This window comes from Castellaniella sp., assembly GCF_034675845.1.
Taxonomy (GTDB): domain Bacteria; phylum Pseudomonadota; class Gammaproteobacteria; order Burkholderiales; family Burkholderiaceae_B; genus Castellaniella.
Window position 1 is genome coordinate 2091232 of the sequence record NZ_JAUCCU010000001.1, and the last position, 16901, is coordinate 2108132.

Below are 16901 nucleotides of genomic sequence, written 5' to 3' on the forward strand. Positions count from 1 at the left end.
GAGCATTCAGGACAGAGTATCCAGACTCAGTTTAGGAAAAGGTCGTTTAGTCGTTTGCTATCGCCCAAGTCCCGGCAAATCACTTCTGCAGCATCCACCAGCCTGGGGCCGGGTCGGTGCAGCCAGTCGGGGTCTACTGCATAGGTCCGATGGTTCAGGGCGGCCGCCAGGCCGCGCTCGGCCCACCACCGAGTGCGAGTCTGCAGGGTGTCGCGGCCATTGGGCGACACAATCAAGACCTGGGGGCTCAGGTGCAGGACTGATTCCACACTGACTTGCGGGGCTGCCACGCGGCTATCGGCATAGGGATTTTGTCCGCCGCAGCGTGTCAGCAGGTCGTTGATCAGGGGAGCATTGCCCAAGGTGTATAGCGGGTCGGTACTGATTTCGATAAAGACGGAGACAAGCGCAGTGTCGGGTGGGCCTGCAACTGCAGATTTCTGGTCCGCGATGCCTAGTGCATCAATGCGCTGCTGCAGCGCCTGGGCGTTGGCATCTGCCTGCACCTCGGTGCCCAGGCGCTGGCCCAGTTGCCGGATCAGGCCGGGGAGATCGTCCAGCGACTGGGGGTTGGCGTACACCAGGGGAACTCCCAGGAGTTGCAGCCGTTGAGCCAGTGACTGGGTGATGTCGGTGGGGTACCAGGCCACCACCAGGGTAGGGCGCAGGGCCAGAATGGCTTCGTCGTTGGGCTGTACGCCGTCGCCGATGCGGGGGATGGCGCGGGCGGCAGGCGGATAATCGCTATGCAGCACAGTGCCCACAATCGCATCCCCGGCGCCTGCGGCGTAGACCAGTTCAGTGACGCTGGGGGCCAGGGTGATGACGCGAGGCGGCCCGTCTGGGCTTGTCGTGGCGGTCGCCAAGGGCTGCTGCAGGGACAGGGCCGACATCAAGTCTGCCGCCGAGACGGCCCCGAAAACCGGCAGTGAGACACTGATTAGCAGCAGCCAGCCGACCACCAGCTGGCGGCAGGTGGAGATTGCCTTGCCGACAGGACACGGACGGCGGCCCATGCCCTTACATCCGCCAGGCCAGGTTCACAAACACATTGGACCCGGGCGTGCTGTAGCCATCCACCCGCACATAGTCCTTGTCCAGCACGTTGTTCCAGCGCACCTGCATGCCCAGTGACTTGTTGAAGTCGTATGCGGCAGTCAGGTTGACCAGGGCATAACCGCCCAATGTGGTGCGGTTGGCGGCGTCGGCGTAGCGATTGCCGGTGTACTGGTATTCAGCACCCAGTTTCCAGGCCGCGATGCGGTGCTCCACAGCGGCATAAAAGACCTGACGCGCGCGCAGTTGCAACTGCGCGCCTTCGCCGATGCCGGGGTCGTCGTTACGCGGGTCCAGCAAGTCCACGCTGCCGCGTACTGTGGTGCTGCCCAGGGTGTGTTCACCTGTCAGGGTCAGGCCGCGCAGGGTGGCCTGGTTGACGTTTTCCGGGCTGGTCATCCAGGTGATTGGGTCCGATACATTGATGATCATGTCGCGGATTTTGTTCTGGTAAGCGGTCAGCCGCACCTGTGTGCTGTCATCCTGGTACTGCAGGTGGGCCTCGATGTTGCGGGATTTTTCAGGTTCCAGCTTGGGGTTGCCCCGGTAGAACATGGATCCGCTCTGGTATAGGTCGGCGAAGGTGGGCGCTCGAAACCCGGTGCTGCCTGCGACGCCGATCTGCCAGGCGTCCGTCAGATCCAGGTTCAGGCCCAGGCCGCCGGTCAGCTGATTGCCGTGGTCACTGTAGTCGTCGTTGCGCAGGCTGGCCTGAGCTTGCAGGCGGTCTAGGCGGCCCTTGTAGATCAGCGCCAGGCTGTTGATGTCGCGCCCGTTTTCATCGTATTCAAAGTCGCTGTTGATGCGCTCGGCGACATGTTCGCCCAGTACCGACAGGCGATGATCTGGATGAACCTGGATATTGTGCTGCCAGGACCAGGTGCGTTTCAGACTGGAATGTACGAAAGAGCCTTCGGTGGGGCGGCGGTAATCCAGCGCATCCTGGGCCCAGCCAAAGCGCAGCACGCTTTCCCAAATCGGGGTGATCTGGTTTGTGCTGGTGATGGCGTAGACCTGCTGGTGCACCAGGTTGCGCACATTGTCTTCGGTGGCGTAGGGGAAATCATCCTGCGAACCATCAGAATCCGCGTGCAGATAGCTGCTATAGGCCATCAGGCCGATATGGTGGCCAGGCTGCCATTGATAGCCCAGGGTGCCGGACCAGCCGTGGCTGTAATAACCATCTTTATCAGTGTAGTGGCCCCAGCTGTCGGTAGACGTGTTGTTGGCAAAATGCCCGCGCATCACATCGAACCCCTGGCTGCTGGCGATGCTGCCGGCGAGGCTGTAGTCCCAGCCGTGGCTGGCGCCCGATAGCCCGGCGCTGGTTTTGAGGGTTTCGCTGGTGCCGTAGCCCGCATTGGCCCACACAGATAATGGGCGATCATGGCGGCCTGTTTTGGTGATGATGTTGATCACCCCGCCGATGGCGTCCGACCCGTACAGGCTGCTGGCCGCGCCGCGCAGGATTTCCACCCGTTCGATCAGGGCCGGGTCGATGGTTTCCAGGTGCGTGCCGCCGGATTGCAGTTCGGAAATGCGCAAGCCATCAACAAGCACCAGCGTTTGATTGGAATTGGCCCCGCGCAGGAAAATCCCGGCAATGGTCTGTGGCCCGCCATTGCTGATGAATTGCACGCCGGGCTGGCGACCGATGATGTCGGCCATGCTGTCGCCTCGGGCGTCGGCCAGCTGTTGTGCGTTGATGATCGTGATGTCGCCGCTGGCATCGGCCAGAGGCTCGGCGCTGCGGCTGGCCGTGATGACAATATCGTCCAGGGTCTGGACTGTTGTGCTGGGGGATTGGGCCGTGGCGGCCAGGGGGAATAGACAGAAAACGGCAACCGATGCGTGCCGGAAAAAAGGGATGGTCATGGTAGGTCCTGCTGGGTGCGCGTCCCCGCACACCGGGCTAGTCGGAACCTGCGAGCCATGGATCGGCCAGGAAAATAGGCGGCTGATCAGGCGAGCAGGCAATCAGGAAGTCGAAGCAGGCTGGTATCGGGCTGGCGCGAGCCAAGCACTAGGCTTGGCGGATGCGCGCACCGTTGCGGGGGCAGCACAGCCGGGTTCGTGAAGGAACCGTCTGTTTCCCATTTGAATATCGGGTCTGATGACCCGATATACCTGTTTCAGCGGTTATTATAGTGCGCTGAATTTCCTGTCACTGCCTTGCTCTTTTCCCCATGCTTGCCAACGCATTGCGTTGCGACCAAGCTGGGGTTTTCTGTTTGGGCTCAGGCGTAAGCCGTATCGCGGCGGCCCAGCAGCGCATTCAGGATACGGGCCATCAGGCTGGCCTGGGGCTGGGCGGCGCGTGCAACGCGTTCTTCAGCCATCATGCGCTCGAAAGCTGCGTTAACGGGATAGTTAGAGAAGGGTACCAACATGCTGCTCTCCTTTTATAGCTGCTTGTCGCAAAGTAATTGGTGAAAACCCTTAAGGGTTAACCCTAGGATAACAAAAATTCAGAGAAAACACCAACTATTGTTTCAAGTGGGCTGAAGAACATGAAAAAGACTTGGTTTCAGGCTGGCGCTTTGCTGTGTGCTTTGTATGGATACACCGCTGGTGCGCAGGCTGGTGAATCTCAGGTGGTTGCCCGCGCCGATGGCACTCCTGTGTTTGATGTGCGTTTTTTTGGGCCACAGGATGGTGGATTTTGGTTTGGCGACTGGGAAGGCGCGTCCCGGACTTCGACCTGGCCGCTGTCTGTGGATCAAAAGGCCAACATCCTGCAGGCCGCGCAGTATTGGGCGTCCGTCATCCGCCCTGTGCCGGGTGGCACGGTGGGGGTGCTGAATATCGGCACCTTTGACGGCGAGGGCGCTTTTGGCGCCAGCCTTCCCCTGGGCAATGGGACGGCATTCAAGGTGCCCCTGCAAATCGCCCTTCAGGGCGAGGCCTTGTCCGCTGCGCAGCTGCCTTATGGAACGCACGGTATTTTCACCATGGGGCTGATGGATTGGACGCCGGGGGTTGATCGCCAGTCGCAGATTGGTGACCGCGATGGCTTGAATATGACGGCGGTGGCGGTGCATGAATTCGCCCATACCTTGGGGGTGATGACCACATCGGCCCAGGGGTCGCCCAATCAGTTCTTTTTTGGCGATGAATTCACTACTTGGTCGACTTACCTGGTCGATGACAACGGCCGTGCAGGCCATGCAGGACAAGAGATTCTGTGCGCTGCCTGCGCCAATACCGACCCGGCCGGCTTTGATGTGCGCCAGAATCAGGGCCGGTTTGTCGGCCCCCATGTACTGGAGGCGCTGGAAGGCGGCCTGTCCGGCATTCCGGTCACGATGATGCGGCAGGACCCCCTGGGCAACGAGTCCCTGGACGCCGACACCATGAGCCACATGGAGCTCAAGAACAGCCTCATGAGCCATCAGAAGTACCGCAATCACACCCGCCTGATGGAGGCCGAGCTGGCGGTGCTGCAGGATCTGGGATATGGACTGGACCGGCGGGATTTCTTTGGCCGTTCCGTGTATGGCAGCGGCTTGGATGTTGTCAACACGCGGGGCTACTTTGCCCGCAACACTGAGGGCACGGCTTATCTGGATGGCCAGTACAACCAGACCACCCTGGGGATGGGACTGCATGTGTATGGCAGCCATAATCGTATCCGTCAGGCCGCTGACTTATTAAGCCTGGGCGCTGGTGGGGCAGGGGTACGTATTGATGGCGAAGGCAACCAGCTGACCATTGATCCCGGCGTGCGCGTGCATGCCCAAGGCGACAATGGGCAGGGGGTGATGCTGGTCTATGGCAGGCACCACCAGTTGGCGGTGCGTGGCGACGTTCAGGCGCTGGGCGCCCAGGGCGTGGGGCTGCGCTTCGATTTCGGCCATAACCTGGGCAGTGGGGACAGCGTCGAGTACCGGGGTTCCTATATCCGCACATCGGCGGATGGCCCCTTGCCGATGCTGGAAGAACTCAATGGCGCCTTGGCGGATCGGGTGGATATCAGCGGGACGGTCGCCGGGTCGCAGGCGGCCTTGTATATGTCGGAAAGCGCCCTGGTCGGCCAAATCAATATTCTGCAAGGCGCGCAGATCCAGGGCGATATTGTGTCCGATTATGCCCAGCGCGATGCCCAAGGCCGCTGGCGCTTGACGACCGTGACCTTCGGTCAGCAGGCAGATGGCGCCGGTTGGGCGACCGGGCAGGCGGATGCGGATTTTGATTGGGCCTATGCAGGCAATATGAAGGGTCGGGACAACCTGAACCTGTCCTTTGATGGGGGGCGCACCCGCCTGGACGGCCATCATGTCGTCCAGGGTGCCGTGATCCAGCCAGGGGCCTGGTTGTCAGGCAATGCCACCTACGATCTGGCGGACGGGTCGTTCTTTCTCAATCAGGGGGGGCTGACGCCGGGTGTGCTGCCCGAACGTGCGCAGATCGTCGGGGATTATCGGCAGGGCTCAAGCGGGATGCTGTTGTCCGCTTTTTCAAACACAGGCCTGGTCAATCCACTGTCGGTCAAGGGCACGGCGCAATTGGCCGGCACGCTGGGCCTGCAGGCGCTGCCGGACTGGTATGCCGATGGCTGGACATCGAATGCGCAGCCAGTGCAGGCCGACGCGCTGACGGGGGCTTTTGGCCAGGTAGACTTGGTGTCGGTTTCGCCCACCTTGTCGTTTGCGGCGGACGCGCTGGGTATCGGCCAATACCGTCTGGGCGTGACGCGCCCGGTGGATGCCTACAGCCAGTATGGGCGTGATGCCAATGACCGGCGTGTCGGGCAGGCGCTATCGCAGTGGGCGGCCAGGGGAGCTGCGGATGCGCAGGACTTGTTCACGCAGCTGGATTTTTCTCGTCCCGATGGGCAGGATGTGGAGCAAGCGCTGTCACAACTGTCTCCCGCTGCCTATAGCGCGGCCTTGGCGGCGTCCCTGCGGCGCGACCGCCTGGCGCTGGATACGGCACTGGGCGGTTTGTCCGGTCCCGATATACAAAAAAATAACGCCGACCACACTCAGGCTCGTGCCAGCAGTTGGTCGGGACATGCCAGCCTGTTCGGCGGAACGGGGCGCCAGGACGCACAGGGCGATCTGGTGGCCAGTCGCGACACCTTGTATGGCGTGGTGGCGGGGGCCAGCCGCTGGTTGGAATCCGCCCCGGCGGTACAGTTGGGCGTGGCGCTGGATGTGTCCGAACAAACCAGCGATCTGCGAGAGTCCTGGGCGGGGCAGGCGAAGTCCACTGCGCTGGGCATCAGCGGCCAGTGGCGCTATCAGCCCGATGTGTGGACGGGGCCGTATGCCCTGGGTGGCGTCCGTCTGGGGCTGGAGCATGGCCGCTTGACGCGCAATCTGGGGTTTGCGGCTTACAGCGCCAGTCATGATGCTCGTTGGACAGGCTATCAGGCGGGCGTTCAGGTGGCGGGGGGCTGGCAGTATGCCCTGGCGGCCTCGGCATCGGTGGGGCCGTATTGGTCGCTGGATTACAACCGGCTCAGCCGTCCGGCGGTGGATGAGTCCGGCCCGCAAGCCACACGCCTGCAGCTGGATCGCCAGCATGCCGACGCCTTGCGCACCCGGCTGGGGGTGACCGCCCGCGCTGCCTGGGATATCGCCGATGGCGGCGTGGTGTCGGCGCACGCACGGGCGACTTGGGACCGCGAATGGCTGGCACAGGATGTACGCCAGGGCGCGCGCTTTGCCGCGCAGCCATCGGTGGACTTGGACAGCGTCAATGACCTGGCGTCGGCCAATTTACTGGGCTTGCGTGCTGGTGTGGCCTGGCAGCGCGATGATCGTCTGTCCGTGGCTCTGGATATTGGCAGCCAGCTGGGTAGCGGTTATCGGGCCGTGGACGGGCAGGTTCGCATCCAGTGGGCCTTTTAAGTTTTCAGTCAACGATACAATCAAAGCTTGTTCTTCCCCGCATTGGAATCCGCCGTGTCCTACCCTGCCTTGCCCTATCCCATCGAAACCTATACCCATGGCGCCGACTTCGTGCGCCTGCTGGGGCAGCGCATTGTCGTTCTGGACGGTGCCATGGGCACCATGATCCAGCGCTATAAGTTAAGCGAAGCCGATTTTCGGGGCGACCGTTTCGCCCAGCATGAACACGATGTCAAGGGCGACAACGAGCTTCTGTCTCTGGTGCGCCCCGACGTCATTCGCGAAATCCATACGGCGTATCTGCAGGCCGGGGCCGATGTCATCGAAACCAATACGTTCGGGGCCACCCGCGTCGCCCAGGGCGACTATGGTCTGCCGGATATCGCCTACGAGCTCAACCTGGCATCCGCTCGGCTGGCCCGCGAGGCCTGTGATGCGGTCGCAACCCCCGAACACCCGCGCTTTGTCGCCGGTGCCCTGGGGCCTCAGCCCAAGACGGCCTCCCTGTCGCCCGACGTCAATGACCCCGGTGCCCGCAACGTCACCTTTGAAGAACTGCGTGTCGCCTACACCGAGCAGATTCACGGCTTGATCGACGGCGGGGTGGATATTCTGCTGATCGAAACCGTTTTCGACACCCTGAATGCCAAGGCCGCGATTTTTGCCATCGAATCGGTCTTCGAAGAGCGCAATATTCGCTTGCCGGTGATGGTTTCCGGTACCGTCACCGATGCGTCCGGCCGTATTCTGTCCGGCCAGACCGTCGAGGCCTTCTGGAACTCCGTGCGCCACGCCCGTCCCGTCACCATCGGCCTGAACTGCGCCTTGGGGGCCGCCCTGATGCGTCCCTATGTGGCGGAACTCTCAAAAATCTGCGATACCTACGTCTGTGTCTATCCCAATGCGGGTTTGCCCAACCCCATGGCCGAAACCGGTTTCGACGAAACCCCGGCGGATACCTCCAGCCTGCTAGAGGAATTCGCCCAGGCCGGGCTGGTCAACGTGGTGGGGGGCTGCTGCGGCACGACGCCCGAGCACATTCGTGAAATCGCCGAAAAGGTCCGCAGCCTGCCTCTGCGCCAGCCGCCTGTCATCCCGGTCAAGACCCGCCTGTCGGGCCTTGAGGCCCTGAATTTCGATCGCGACACCTTATTCATCAATGTGGGCGAACGCACCAACGTCACGGGCAGCAAACAGTTTCTGCGGCTGATCCGCGAGGAAAAATTCGACGAAGCCCTGTCGGTGGCACGCCAGCAGGTCGAAAACGGTGCCCAGATCATCGACATCAATATGGACGAGGGCATGCTCGATGCCCTGACCATCATGCCGCGCTTCCTGAATATGCTGGCTTCAGAGCCCGATATTTCGCGTGTGCCGGTGATGATCGACAGCTCGAAATGGCCCGTCATCGAGGCCGGTCTGCGCTGCGTGCAGGGCAAGTGCGTGGTCAACTCGATTTCCATGAAGGAAGGCGAGGAAGCCTTTATTGAACAGGCAAAACTGTGCCGCAAATACGGCGCCGCCGTGGTGGTGATGGCGTTTGACACCGATGGGCAGGCCGACAGTCTGCAGCGGCGCATCGATATCTGTTCGCGGGCCTATGACATCCTGGTCAATCAGGTGGGTTTCCCGCCCGAAGACATCATCTTCGATCCCAATGTGTTCGCTATTGCCACAGGTCTGGAAGAACACAACCGCTATGGCCTCGACTTCATCGAAGGCGTGGGCTGGATTACGGATAATCTGCCCCACGCCCGCACGTCCGGGGGGATTTCCAACGTCAGCTTCTCCTTCCGGGGCAATGAGGCCATGCGCGAGGCCATTCACGCAGTGGTGCTGTATTACGCCACCCAGCGCGGCCTGAGTATGGGCATCGTCAATGCCGGCCAGTTGGGGGTGTATTCCGATCTCGACCCCAAAGTGCGCGACACGATTGAAGACGTGGTCTTCAATCGTGAATCCCCTCTGGGCAAGACAGATCCCGCCGACGAGCGCACCAACACCGAGCGTCTGGTCGAATTGGCCGAAACCATGCACGGTGCGGGCAAGAAAAGGGAAGAAGACCTGGGCTGGCGTGAAGGCACAGTGCGCGAGCGCCTGACCCATTCATTGGTGCATGGCATTACTACCTTCATCGTCGATGACACCGAGGAAATCCGCGACGAAATCATGTCGGGTGGCGGGCGCCCCATCGAGGTCATCGAAGGCCCGTTGATGGACGGCATGAACGTGGTGGGCGACCTGTTCGGCGCGGGCAAGATGTTTCTGCCCCAGGTGGTCAAGTCGGCCCGTGTCATGAAGCAGGCCGTGGCGCATCTGTTGCCCTTTATCGAGGAAGAAAAACGCCAGCTGGCCGATGCCGGTGGCGATGTGCGATCCAAAGGCAAGATGGTCATCGCCACGGTCAAGGGCGACGTGCACGATATCGGCAAGAACATCGTCACTGTGGTCTTGCAGTGCAATAACTTCGAAGTCATCAATATGGGCGTCATGGTGCCCTGCGCCAAGATTCTGGACAAGGCCAAGGAAGTCGGGGCCGATATGGTGGGCCTGTCCGGCTTGATTACCCCCAGCCTCGAAGAAATGGCCTATGTGGCGTCGGAAATGCAACGCGACCCTTATTTCCGCGAGCGCAACTTGCCGCTGTTGGTGGGGGGGGCCACCACCAGCAAGGTCCATACCGCCGTCAAGATCGCGCCGCACTACGACGGCCCGGTGATTTATGTGCCGGATGCCAGCCGTTCAGTGGGGGTGGCCACCAGCCTGATGTCGGATCAGGTGGACGTCTACCTGCAGAAAGTGGCCGATGAATACGAGCTGGTGCGCGAACGTCATGCCAACCGCAAGGCCACGCCGATGCTGACCATCGCCCAGGCGCGGGCGGCCAAGCCCGTCATCGACTGGGCCAATTACACCCCGCCGCGTCCGAAGTTCATTGGTCGCCGGACCTTCAAACACTATGATTTGCACGAGATTCTGAAATTCCTGGACTGGACGCCATTTTTCCAATCCTGGGGCCTGATGGCGCAGTTTCCCGCCATCCTGACCGACAAAGTCGTGGGTGAACAGGCCGTCAAACTGTTTGAGGAAGGTCAGGCCATGATGAAGCGCATCGTCGAAGGCCGTTGGCTGACCGCCAATGGCGTGGTGGCATTCTATCCGGCCAACAGCATCAACGACGACGACATCGAAATCTACACCGACGAAACCCGCAGCCAGGTTTTGCTGACCTGGCGCGGGGTGCGTCAGCAGACCGAGAAGCGCGACGGGGTGGACAATAAATGTCTGGCGGACTTCATCGCGCCGAAATCCACCGGCATCATGGATTACATCGGCATGTTTGCGGTGACCGGTGGCCTGGGCATCGAAAAATACGAGCGGCAGTTCCAGGAGGCAGGGGATGACTATTCCGTCATCATGCTGAAAGCCTTGGCCGACCGTCTGGCCGAAGGCTTTGCCGAAACCCTGCATGCCCGTGTGCGGCGAGATCTGTGGGGCTATGTGCCCGACGAGGATATGCCCAATGTTGACGTCATTGCCGAGAAATATCAGGGGATCCGCCCTGCGCCCGGTTACCCGGCCTGCCCCGAGCACCTGGTCAAACGGGAGATGTTCGACATCCTGCAGTGCAGCGAAATCGATATGCAGTTGACCGATGGTTTCGCCATGATGCCCGCCTCCAGCGTATCCGGTTTTTACTTCAGCCACCCGGCATCCAAATACTTCAACGTCGGCAATATCGGCGCGGATCAGGTGGCCGACTTTATGGCCCGCACAGGCCGGGACGAGGAAGATGTGCGCCGCACCCTGGCCAGCGTCCTGCGCTAGGCATCATGCGTGACGACGAGACCCGCCGCCAGTCGCTGGGGGCATTTCTGCGCAGTGCGCGGGCGCGGGTCAGTCCTCAGGCGCTGGGCTTGCCGCCGGGGCTGCGCCGCCGCACGCCCGGCTTGCGGCGCGAAGAACTCGCCTCGTTGTGCAGCATCAGCACCACTTGGTACACCTGGATCGAGCAAGGCCGCGAGATTTCCGTGTCGGCAGAAGTCTGGGGGCGACTGGCCGATGTGCTGCAGCTGGATCGCGCCGAGCGTCACTATCTGTTCAGTCTGGCGGAATGCGCTGATCCCCAGGCAGGCCACCTGGAAGGGGTCGCGCTGCCCGATGGCCTGAGCGACTGCGTGGATCGGATCTGTGATCCGGCCTATATCCTGGATCAGGCCTGGAATGTGCTGGCCTGGAACCCGCCCTTGCAGCAGCTGTTCGATGGCTGGCCTGCCCGGGGGCGGCCCAATCTGCTGCACTATATTTTCATGGACCCGGCGGCCCGGTCCCTGGTGGTGGACTGGGAAGAACGCGCCAGCCGCGTGGTGGCGGAATTCCGGGCCGATGTGGCCGCCGTGGCAGGCGACCCGGCCATTATTGCGTTGGCGGGAGAACTGCAGGCGGGCAGCTCCTGGTTTGCCCATTGTTGGACGCGTCAGGCTGTGGTGGATCGCGAAGGAGGCGCGCGCGAATTTCAACATCCCCGGCGCGGCTTGTTGCAGTTTCGTCAATTCACGTTCCGGCTGGCCATCCGTCCCGACTGCAAACTTGTCATGCTGCTGCAGGCCGCCTAGGGCATCCGCCTGCAAAATGCACAGGTGCTGTAAACTTGGCCCCATTGAACATCGTCATCGACCCTATCATGGCAAATAACTACACTTCTGAACTCACCCAGTTCCTGACGCAATACAAGACCGACCATCCCGACACCGAGGCCGACCAGCGTGCGGGGCGGTTCCGTTTGTGGGACAAAGACCTGAATACCGAGCAACAGGACGGTTTCCGCGCCTCGAAGATCGCCCAGGACCCCTACGTCTACTACCAAGACGCCTGATCCAGCACCATGCCGTCTGCGGACCCCGGGCTGGACGCCTTGATGGCCCCGGCGGTGGACAGCACGCCTGATGTCATTGATCACATCGCCTTGGCGCGGCTCTATGGCGAGCCGCTGTTTGCGATTCCCCAGGACCTCTATATTCCACCGGATGCCCTTGAAGTTTTTCTCGAAGCCTTCGAGGGGCCGCTGGATTTGTTGCTGTATCTGATCCGCAAGCAAAACTTCAATGTGCTGGATATTCCCATGGCCGACGTGACCGCACAGTATCTGGCCTACGTCGAGCAGGTCCGCCGCACGAATCTGGAACTGGCGGGCGAATACCTGTTGATGGCGGCTTTGCTGATCGAGATCAAGTCCCGCATGCTGCTGCCCGTGCGCCAGTCGGATACCGGCGAGGAGCCCGATGATCCGCGCGCAGAACTCGTGCGCCGCTTGCTGGAATACGAGCGCATCAAGCTTGCCGCCCAAGAGCTGGATGCCATGCCGCGCGTCGGGCGTGACTTCATGGTGGGTCATGCCCAGGCCGACCTGACGGTCGAAGCCCAGTTGCCAGAGGTCAGCGCAGCCGACCTGCGCGAGGCCTGGGCAGCCATCATGCAGCGCGCCCGACTGAATGCCAGCCATCGCATCACCCGCGAGCAACTATCCGTGCGGGACCACATGAGCCATATTCTGCGACGTCTGTCCGATGTGCGCTATATGGAATTCACCGAGCTTTTTTTAGAACGTGTCCAGACGGGGGAGCCCGCTGCGGTGATCGTCGTGCATTTTCTGGCGCTGCTGGAACTCTGCCGCGAATCCTTGCTGGACATTACCCAGGCGGCGCCTTATGCGCCGCTGTATATCCGTTTATCTTATACGCGTTCGGCCTGAGCCATTACCGGAGCTACTCTTGAAAGTCGTTCATTCCATCGAAGAATTACGCGATCAGCTGCGTGGCCAGTTGCGCGTGGCCTTTGTGCCCACTATGGGTAACCTGCATGCAGCCCATCTGTCTCTGATGCGGCTGGCCCGCCAGCATGGCGACCCCGTGGTGGCCAGCATCTTTGTCAATCGGCTGCAATTCGGTCCCAACGAAGATTTCGACCGCTATCCGCGCACCCTGATGGATGATATTCAGAAGTTGGAAGGCGAACGCGACGTCTACGTGCTGTTTGCGCCCGACGAACGAGAACTCTATCCCGAGCCCCAGAATTTCCGTATCCAGCCCGGTGATTCTTTGGGCCAGATTCTGGAAGGCGCATTTCGGCCGGACTTTTTCATGGGCGTCAGCACGGTGGTGCTGAAGCTGTTTTCCTGTGTGCAGCCGCGCGTGGCCGTATTCGGCAAGAAAGACTACCAGCAATTGATGGTGGTGCGCGCCATGTGTCGGCAATTCCAGCTGCCTGTCGAAATCCTGGCTCATGAAACCGTGCGCGATCCCGATGGCTTGGCGCTGTCCTCGCGTAACCGCTATCTGTCCCCGGAAGAACGCACCGAGGCCCCGACTTTGTACGGTTTGCTGCAACAGGTGCGCGACACGGTGCGGCAAGGTCAGCGGGATCTGCCCGTCATCGAGGCCCATGTGATGCAGACGCTGTCGTCCCGGGGATGGGACCCTGATTATGTGGCAGTGCGCCGCCAGCGGGACTTGCAGCCCCCTAAACCGGATGAGCTGGATACGGGCGAGCCCCTGGTCGTATTGGCGGCTGCCCGGTTGGGGGCTACCCGTTTGATCGACAATCTGGAATTCGACGTCTTGCGCTGATTTTTTGGATGTGATGGATTAGTCCCGCATCCTGTCAGGCTTGACAGCTGTCCGGCGTGGTGAAGCATGAAAGAATCTTCTTACAAAATACAATATTTAAAGAGGGGATTCATCATGTCATTGCCTTATCCACATCCCGGCAGCCAATCATTGGGCATTTCGCCTTGGCAGCGGCTTACCCTGCGCGAACGCCAGGTTGCCAACTACATCACGGCCGGGCGCTCAAATAAGGTCATTGCCGCCGAACTTGGTCTGTCCTACCGCACGGTCGAGGCCCACCGGGCACGGATCTTCAATAAGGTCGGGGTGCGCAACGCGGTAGAGTTGACCCAGCGCTGTATGCGCTGGCATCAGAAAGTCCCTATTAAAGAAGATGGCCTGTCAGGCGGCTGGGCAGGCCTGGGCAGGCTGCGACGATAGCTCGGTGATCGGGTCCAGATCAGCCTGGCGGGTCAGCCTGGATTCCAGCACGGGCGCCTGGCCGTTCAGGCGCAGCAGCTTCAGCACATTGGATTGAACCAGTTCCAGGCTGGCGTAGGGCTGTTCGCCGGCTTGCAGCACGATACGCACAGGATCGGTATGGGTCAGAAACCAGCAGCCCATGGCCGTGCTGGCTGGACTGCTGCCGTCGGCGGGGGTGTTGCGAGCCCGCCATTGGCCATCTGGCGCCAGGGTCAGGGTCAGGCGGCTGGCCGAACAGGGGGCCGCGCCGGTGCAGGCAACTGTGCCCAGATAGGTGCGCGTATCGGCCAGCGATTGCGGCAAGCCTTGTCGGTTGGCGCCTGTTGTGGCGGCGGTCTGGCCCAGCGCGACCGCCACGGGAATCGCATTGCCCGCGTCTTCGGGGGTGCCCGTGGCTGGCTTGGCTTCTGTCTGGCCCCCAAAGCCCAGCTGCAGCTGCGACGGTGCAATCGCAGTGCCGCCGCCCTGGGCGCGATGCATGGCATCGGACGCGGTGCTCTCGCGGGGGGTGTCGTAATAGCCAGCCTGTTGGGCGCAGGCCCCCAGCAAGCCCAGCAGGCTGATACTCAGTAGGCGGGTAAACAAGGGAATAGGACGCGGCATGGGGTGTCGGCTTGGGTTGGCGAAAACACCATTTTACGCATTTGCCGCAGGCTGTGGCGCAGGTGCTTTTCTGGATCGGACCATGGGCATTGAATTCGTCGCTTATCTGATCCCGGCAGGGCTGGTTGCCTGGTTGGTGGTCGGGTTTGACGCCTGGTCCCGGGAATACACCCGGCGGCTGTGCGCTGGGGCGCCTGCGGATATGCAGACCTTGTGGGCAGCGGCGCGCGCGGTGGATCGGCGTGCGGCGTATCGGTGCCTGGACTGCCTGCTGGGCGCCTGGGCTGGCGGGATGGCCCTTTGGCTGCTGGTCGATCAGTCCTGGCCAGGGCTGATTTCTGTCGTTTTGCTGCTGGGCTTGCTGGCGCTGGCCTGGTTGGACTTGCGTAGCGGCTTGTTGCCCGATGCCCTGACGTTGCCGCTGATGGGGCTGGGTTGGTGTCTGGGACCATTGGGGCTGGTGTCTGCCGTGTCGGCTTCCTTGTTGATCTGGGGCGGGGTCGCCGGGGTGGCCTGGGTTTATGGACGGTGGCGGGGGCGGGCGGGCTTTGGGGGTGGCGATATTAAGTATCTGGCCATGCTGGCTGCCTGGCTGGGAGGCCCGGACACATTGACGGTGCTGTGGATGGCTTCGCTGCTGGGGATATTGTGGTGGGCGATAGGTTGGACCGGGCGTCGGCCCGCTTATCCCTTCGGGCCTTGTTTGACCTTGGCTGCCTTGCCGTGGGTGCTGGCAGGCCCCTTGCGGGACTGGCCGGATGCCGTCCTGTTGCTGGGTGTGTCTGCTTCACAATTTCTTCAAACTTTCTTGTTACGATGATGCCAATCGGGGGCGGGTCATGGCTTTTGCCTGAGTCACGACTTGTCTTCATAGGGAATTTCGTCTGATGTCCGATATGTTTTCGATTGGCCTGACCGGGGGCATAGGTTCCGGGAAATCTCAGGTCGCCCAGTGGCTGGATCAGTGGGGGGCTGCCGTCATTGATACGGACCAGATCGCCCATGCGCTGACCGCCGCCGGGGGGCAGGCCATTGCTGCCTTGCGCGGGGCCTTTGGGGCTGCCGCGATTGCTGCCGATGGCAGTCTGGATCGCGCCTGGATGCGGGCGCAGGCGTTTGCCGACCCGGCGGTGCGGCAGCGCCTGGAAGGCATTGTTCATCCCTTGATCACACAATCCGCCCAACAGCAGGCCGCACAGGCCAGTGGTACTTACTTGGTGTATGTGGTGCCTTTACTGGTCGAAACCGGGCACTGGCAAGCCCGTGTTGATCGCGTCTGCGTGGTGGACTGCGATCCGGATACCCAGGTGCGCCGGGTCAGCGCCCGCAGCGGGCTGACGCCAGAGGCCATTGGGCGTATCATGTCCACTCAAGCCTCCAGGGAAACCCGCCTGGCAGCGGCCGACGATGTCATTGTCAATGATGGCACCACCTCGCTGGATACTCTGCGTCAGCAATCCTGGCGCCTTCATCAGTTCTGGTGCGGTCATGCCTTGCGGTCTCGTACTCTGACTCTCCCCCCAAAATAGGGTTTTAGCGTGTGATTCTGTACGAATATCCCTGCAACGAACGTGTCCGCACCCTGCTTAGGGTCGAATACCTCTTTGATCGTCTGTTTTTCTTCGCCCGGGGCGAAGACCCCCATTATCACCAGATCGCGATGGCTACGCTGTTCGATCTGCTGGATATCTGCGAACGCGCGGATGTACGCACGGCGGTGCTGCAGGATCTGGATCGCCATCGCTCGGCCTTGTCGGCCCTGCGCGAACATCCCGGGGTTGATGTGACGACGGTGGATGGCCTGCTGGCGGATATCCAGGCCGCTTCGGCGGCCTTGGCGGGCCAGGGCCGCATCGGTCAAAGCCTGCGCGATAACGAATGGCTGTCCAGCCTGCGGGGCCGTATTACAGTGCCGGGGGGCTCGTCCCCGATCGATCTGCCGTCTTACTATGCCTGGCAGATCAAAGCGCCCGAGACGCGTGTCCAGGATATACAGGGCTGGATAGAGCCCATGATGTGTCTGCATCGGGCCATGGCGCTGATCCTGAAATTACTGCGCGATGCGGGTGATGCACGCGATCACCAGGCCAGCCAAGGGGCCTACCAGGAGATGCTGGGGGGCAAGACCTTCCAGTTGCTGCGTGTCTGGGTGGATCGTGCCTACGGCGTATTCCCTGAGATCAGCGCCAATAAATACGTGATCTGGGTCAGGTTCTCCGCGCAGGATAACGTGGTCAAGCCTCAATCTGTCACGCGTGACGTGGCCTTTCGCTTGGCTCGCTGCAATCTTTAGGGTTTT

14 protein-coding genes and 1 riboswitch are annotated in these 16901 nt (G+C 61.5%); of the genes, 10 read left to right on the forward strand and 4 right to left on the reverse strand.

Going from position 1 to position 16901, the window contains the following annotated elements:
- Positions 1-26 precede the first annotated feature (26 nt).
- From VDP81_RS10110 to VDP81_RS10120, 3 genes are all read right to left on the reverse strand, one after another.
- Positions 27-1016, reverse strand: a complete 990-nt coding sequence (locus VDP81_RS10110; protein WP_323012216.1) for a cobalamin-binding protein — start codon at positions 1014-1016, stop codon at positions 27-29.
- A 4-nt stretch (positions 1017-1020) separates the two neighbouring features.
- Positions 1021-2931 carry a TonB-dependent receptor plug domain-containing protein gene (locus VDP81_RS10115; protein ID WP_323012217.1) on the reverse strand — a complete coding sequence of 637 codons (1911 nt, stop codon included), beginning with the start codon at positions 2929-2931 and terminating at the stop codon, positions 1021-1023.
- Positions 2932-3031: 100 nt separating this feature from the next.
- Positions 3032-3202, reverse strand: a riboswitch (cobalamin riboswitch).
- A gap of 91 nt (positions 3203-3293) precedes the next feature.
- Positions 3294-3446 carry a hypothetical protein gene (locus VDP81_RS10120; RefSeq protein ID WP_322996192.1) on the reverse strand — a complete coding sequence of 51 codons (153 nt, stop codon included), beginning with the start codon at positions 3444-3446 and terminating at the stop codon, positions 3294-3296.
- Positions 3447-3566: 120 nt separating this feature from the next.
- Between VDP81_RS10120 and VDP81_RS10125 the strand changes: the two genes are divergently transcribed.
- The 7 genes from VDP81_RS10125 (at position 3567) to VDP81_RS10155 (ending at position 13957) form a co-directional block, all read left to right on the forward strand.
- Positions 3567-6911 carry an autotransporter outer membrane beta-barrel domain-containing protein gene (locus VDP81_RS10125; protein ID WP_323012218.1) on the forward strand — a complete coding sequence of 1115 codons (3345 nt, stop codon included), beginning with the start codon at positions 3567-3569 and terminating at the stop codon, positions 6909-6911.
- Between the two features lie 54 nt (positions 6912-6965).
- Complete coding sequence (gene metH / locus VDP81_RS10130; RefSeq protein ID WP_323012219.1) at positions 6966-10739, forward strand: methionine synthase; 3774 nt, start codon at positions 6966-6968, stop codon at positions 10737-10739.
- 5 nt (positions 10740-10744) lie between these two features.
- Positions 10745-11527 (forward strand): helix-turn-helix transcriptional regulator, encoded by a 783-nt coding sequence (locus tag VDP81_RS10135; protein ID WP_322996195.1) that lies wholly within the window; start codon positions 10745-10747, stop codon positions 11525-11527.
- A 35-nt stretch (positions 11528-11562) separates the two neighbouring features.
- A complete protein-coding gene (locus VDP81_RS10140; RefSeq protein WP_416233230.1) occupies positions 11563-11787 on the forward strand; it encodes a DUF3460 family protein in 225 nt (74 codons plus the stop codon).
- A gap of 9 nt (positions 11788-11796) precedes the next feature.
- The gene (locus tag VDP81_RS10145; protein WP_322996197.1) at positions 11797-12663 is read left to right on the forward strand and encodes a ScpA family protein; all 867 of its coding nucleotides are present in this window, start codon (positions 11797-11799) and stop codon (positions 12661-12663) included.
- Positions 12664-12682: 19 nt separating this feature from the next.
- Positions 12683-13537 carry a pantoate--beta-alanine ligase gene (gene panC, locus VDP81_RS10150; protein ID WP_322996198.1) on the forward strand — a complete coding sequence of 285 codons (855 nt, stop codon included), beginning with the start codon at positions 12683-12685 and terminating at the stop codon, positions 13535-13537.
- A gap of 114 nt (positions 13538-13651) precedes the next feature.
- Entirely contained in the window at positions 13652-13957 is a 306-nt protein-coding gene (locus tag VDP81_RS10155; RefSeq protein WP_322996199.1) for a helix-turn-helix transcriptional regulator, read from the forward strand.
- Here the strand turns inward: VDP81_RS10155 and VDP81_RS10160 are convergent.
- Entirely contained in the window at positions 13919-14602 is a 684-nt protein-coding gene (locus VDP81_RS10160; RefSeq protein ID WP_323012220.1) for a hypothetical protein, read from the reverse strand. The genes VDP81_RS10155 and VDP81_RS10160 overlap by 39 nt on opposite strands.
- A gap of 82 nt (positions 14603-14684) precedes the next feature.
- On the opposite strand from VDP81_RS10160, the gene VDP81_RS10165 reads away from it, so the two are divergent.
- The 3 genes from VDP81_RS10165 (at position 14685) to zapD (ending at position 16895) form a co-directional block, all read left to right on the forward strand.
- Positions 14685-15422, forward strand: coding sequence for an A24 family peptidase (locus VDP81_RS10165; RefSeq protein ID WP_323012221.1), 738 nt, complete (start codon positions 14685-14687; stop codon positions 15420-15422).
- Between the two features lie 76 nt (positions 15423-15498).
- Positions 15499-16131, forward strand: a complete 633-nt coding sequence (gene coaE / locus VDP81_RS10170; protein WP_322996440.1) for a dephospho-CoA kinase — start codon at positions 15499-15501, stop codon at positions 16129-16131.
- 11 nt (positions 16132-16142) lie between these two features.
- Positions 16143-16895 carry a cell division protein ZapD gene (zapD, locus tag VDP81_RS10175; RefSeq protein WP_322996202.1) on the forward strand — a complete coding sequence of 251 codons (753 nt, stop codon included), beginning with the start codon at positions 16143-16145 and terminating at the stop codon, positions 16893-16895.
- Positions 16896-16901 lie beyond the last annotated feature (6 nt).

Coding starts and splice junctions, on each gene's coding strand:
- VDP81_RS10110 (WP_323012216.1), bottom strand. CDS start 1,016: ATGGGCCGCCGTCCGTGTCCTGTCGGCAAGGCAATCTCCACCTGCCGC.
- VDP81_RS10115 (WP_323012217.1), bottom strand. CDS start 2,931: ATGACCATCCCTTTTTTCCGGCACGCATCGGTTGCCGTTTTCTGTCTA.
- VDP81_RS10120 (WP_322996192.1), bottom strand. CDS start 3,446: ATGTTGGTACCCTTCTCTAACTATCCCGTTAACGCAGCTTTCGAGCGC.
- VDP81_RS10125 (WP_323012218.1), top strand. CDS start 3,567: ATGAAAAAGACTTGGTTTCAGGCTGGCGCTTTGCTGTGTGCTTTGTAT.
- VDP81_RS10135 (WP_322996195.1), top strand. CDS start 10,745: ATGCGTGACGACGAGACCCGCCGCCAGTCGCTGGGGGCATTTCTGCGC.
- VDP81_RS10145 (WP_322996197.1), top strand. CDS start 11,797: ATGCCGTCTGCGGACCCCGGGCTGGACGCCTTGATGGCCCCGGCGGTG.
- VDP81_RS10155 (WP_322996199.1), top strand. CDS start 13,652: ATGTCATTGCCTTATCCACATCCCGGCAGCCAATCATTGGGCATTTCG.
- VDP81_RS10160 (WP_323012220.1), bottom strand. CDS start 14,602: ATGCCGCGTCCTATTCCCTTGTTTACCCGCCTACTGAGTATCAGCCTG.
- VDP81_RS10165 (WP_323012221.1), top strand. CDS start 14,685: ATGGGCATTGAATTCGTCGCTTATCTGATCCCGGCAGGGCTGGTTGCC.
- coaE (WP_322996440.1), top strand. CDS start 15,499: ATGTTTTCGATTGGCCTGACCGGGGGCATAGGTTCCGGGAAATCTCAG.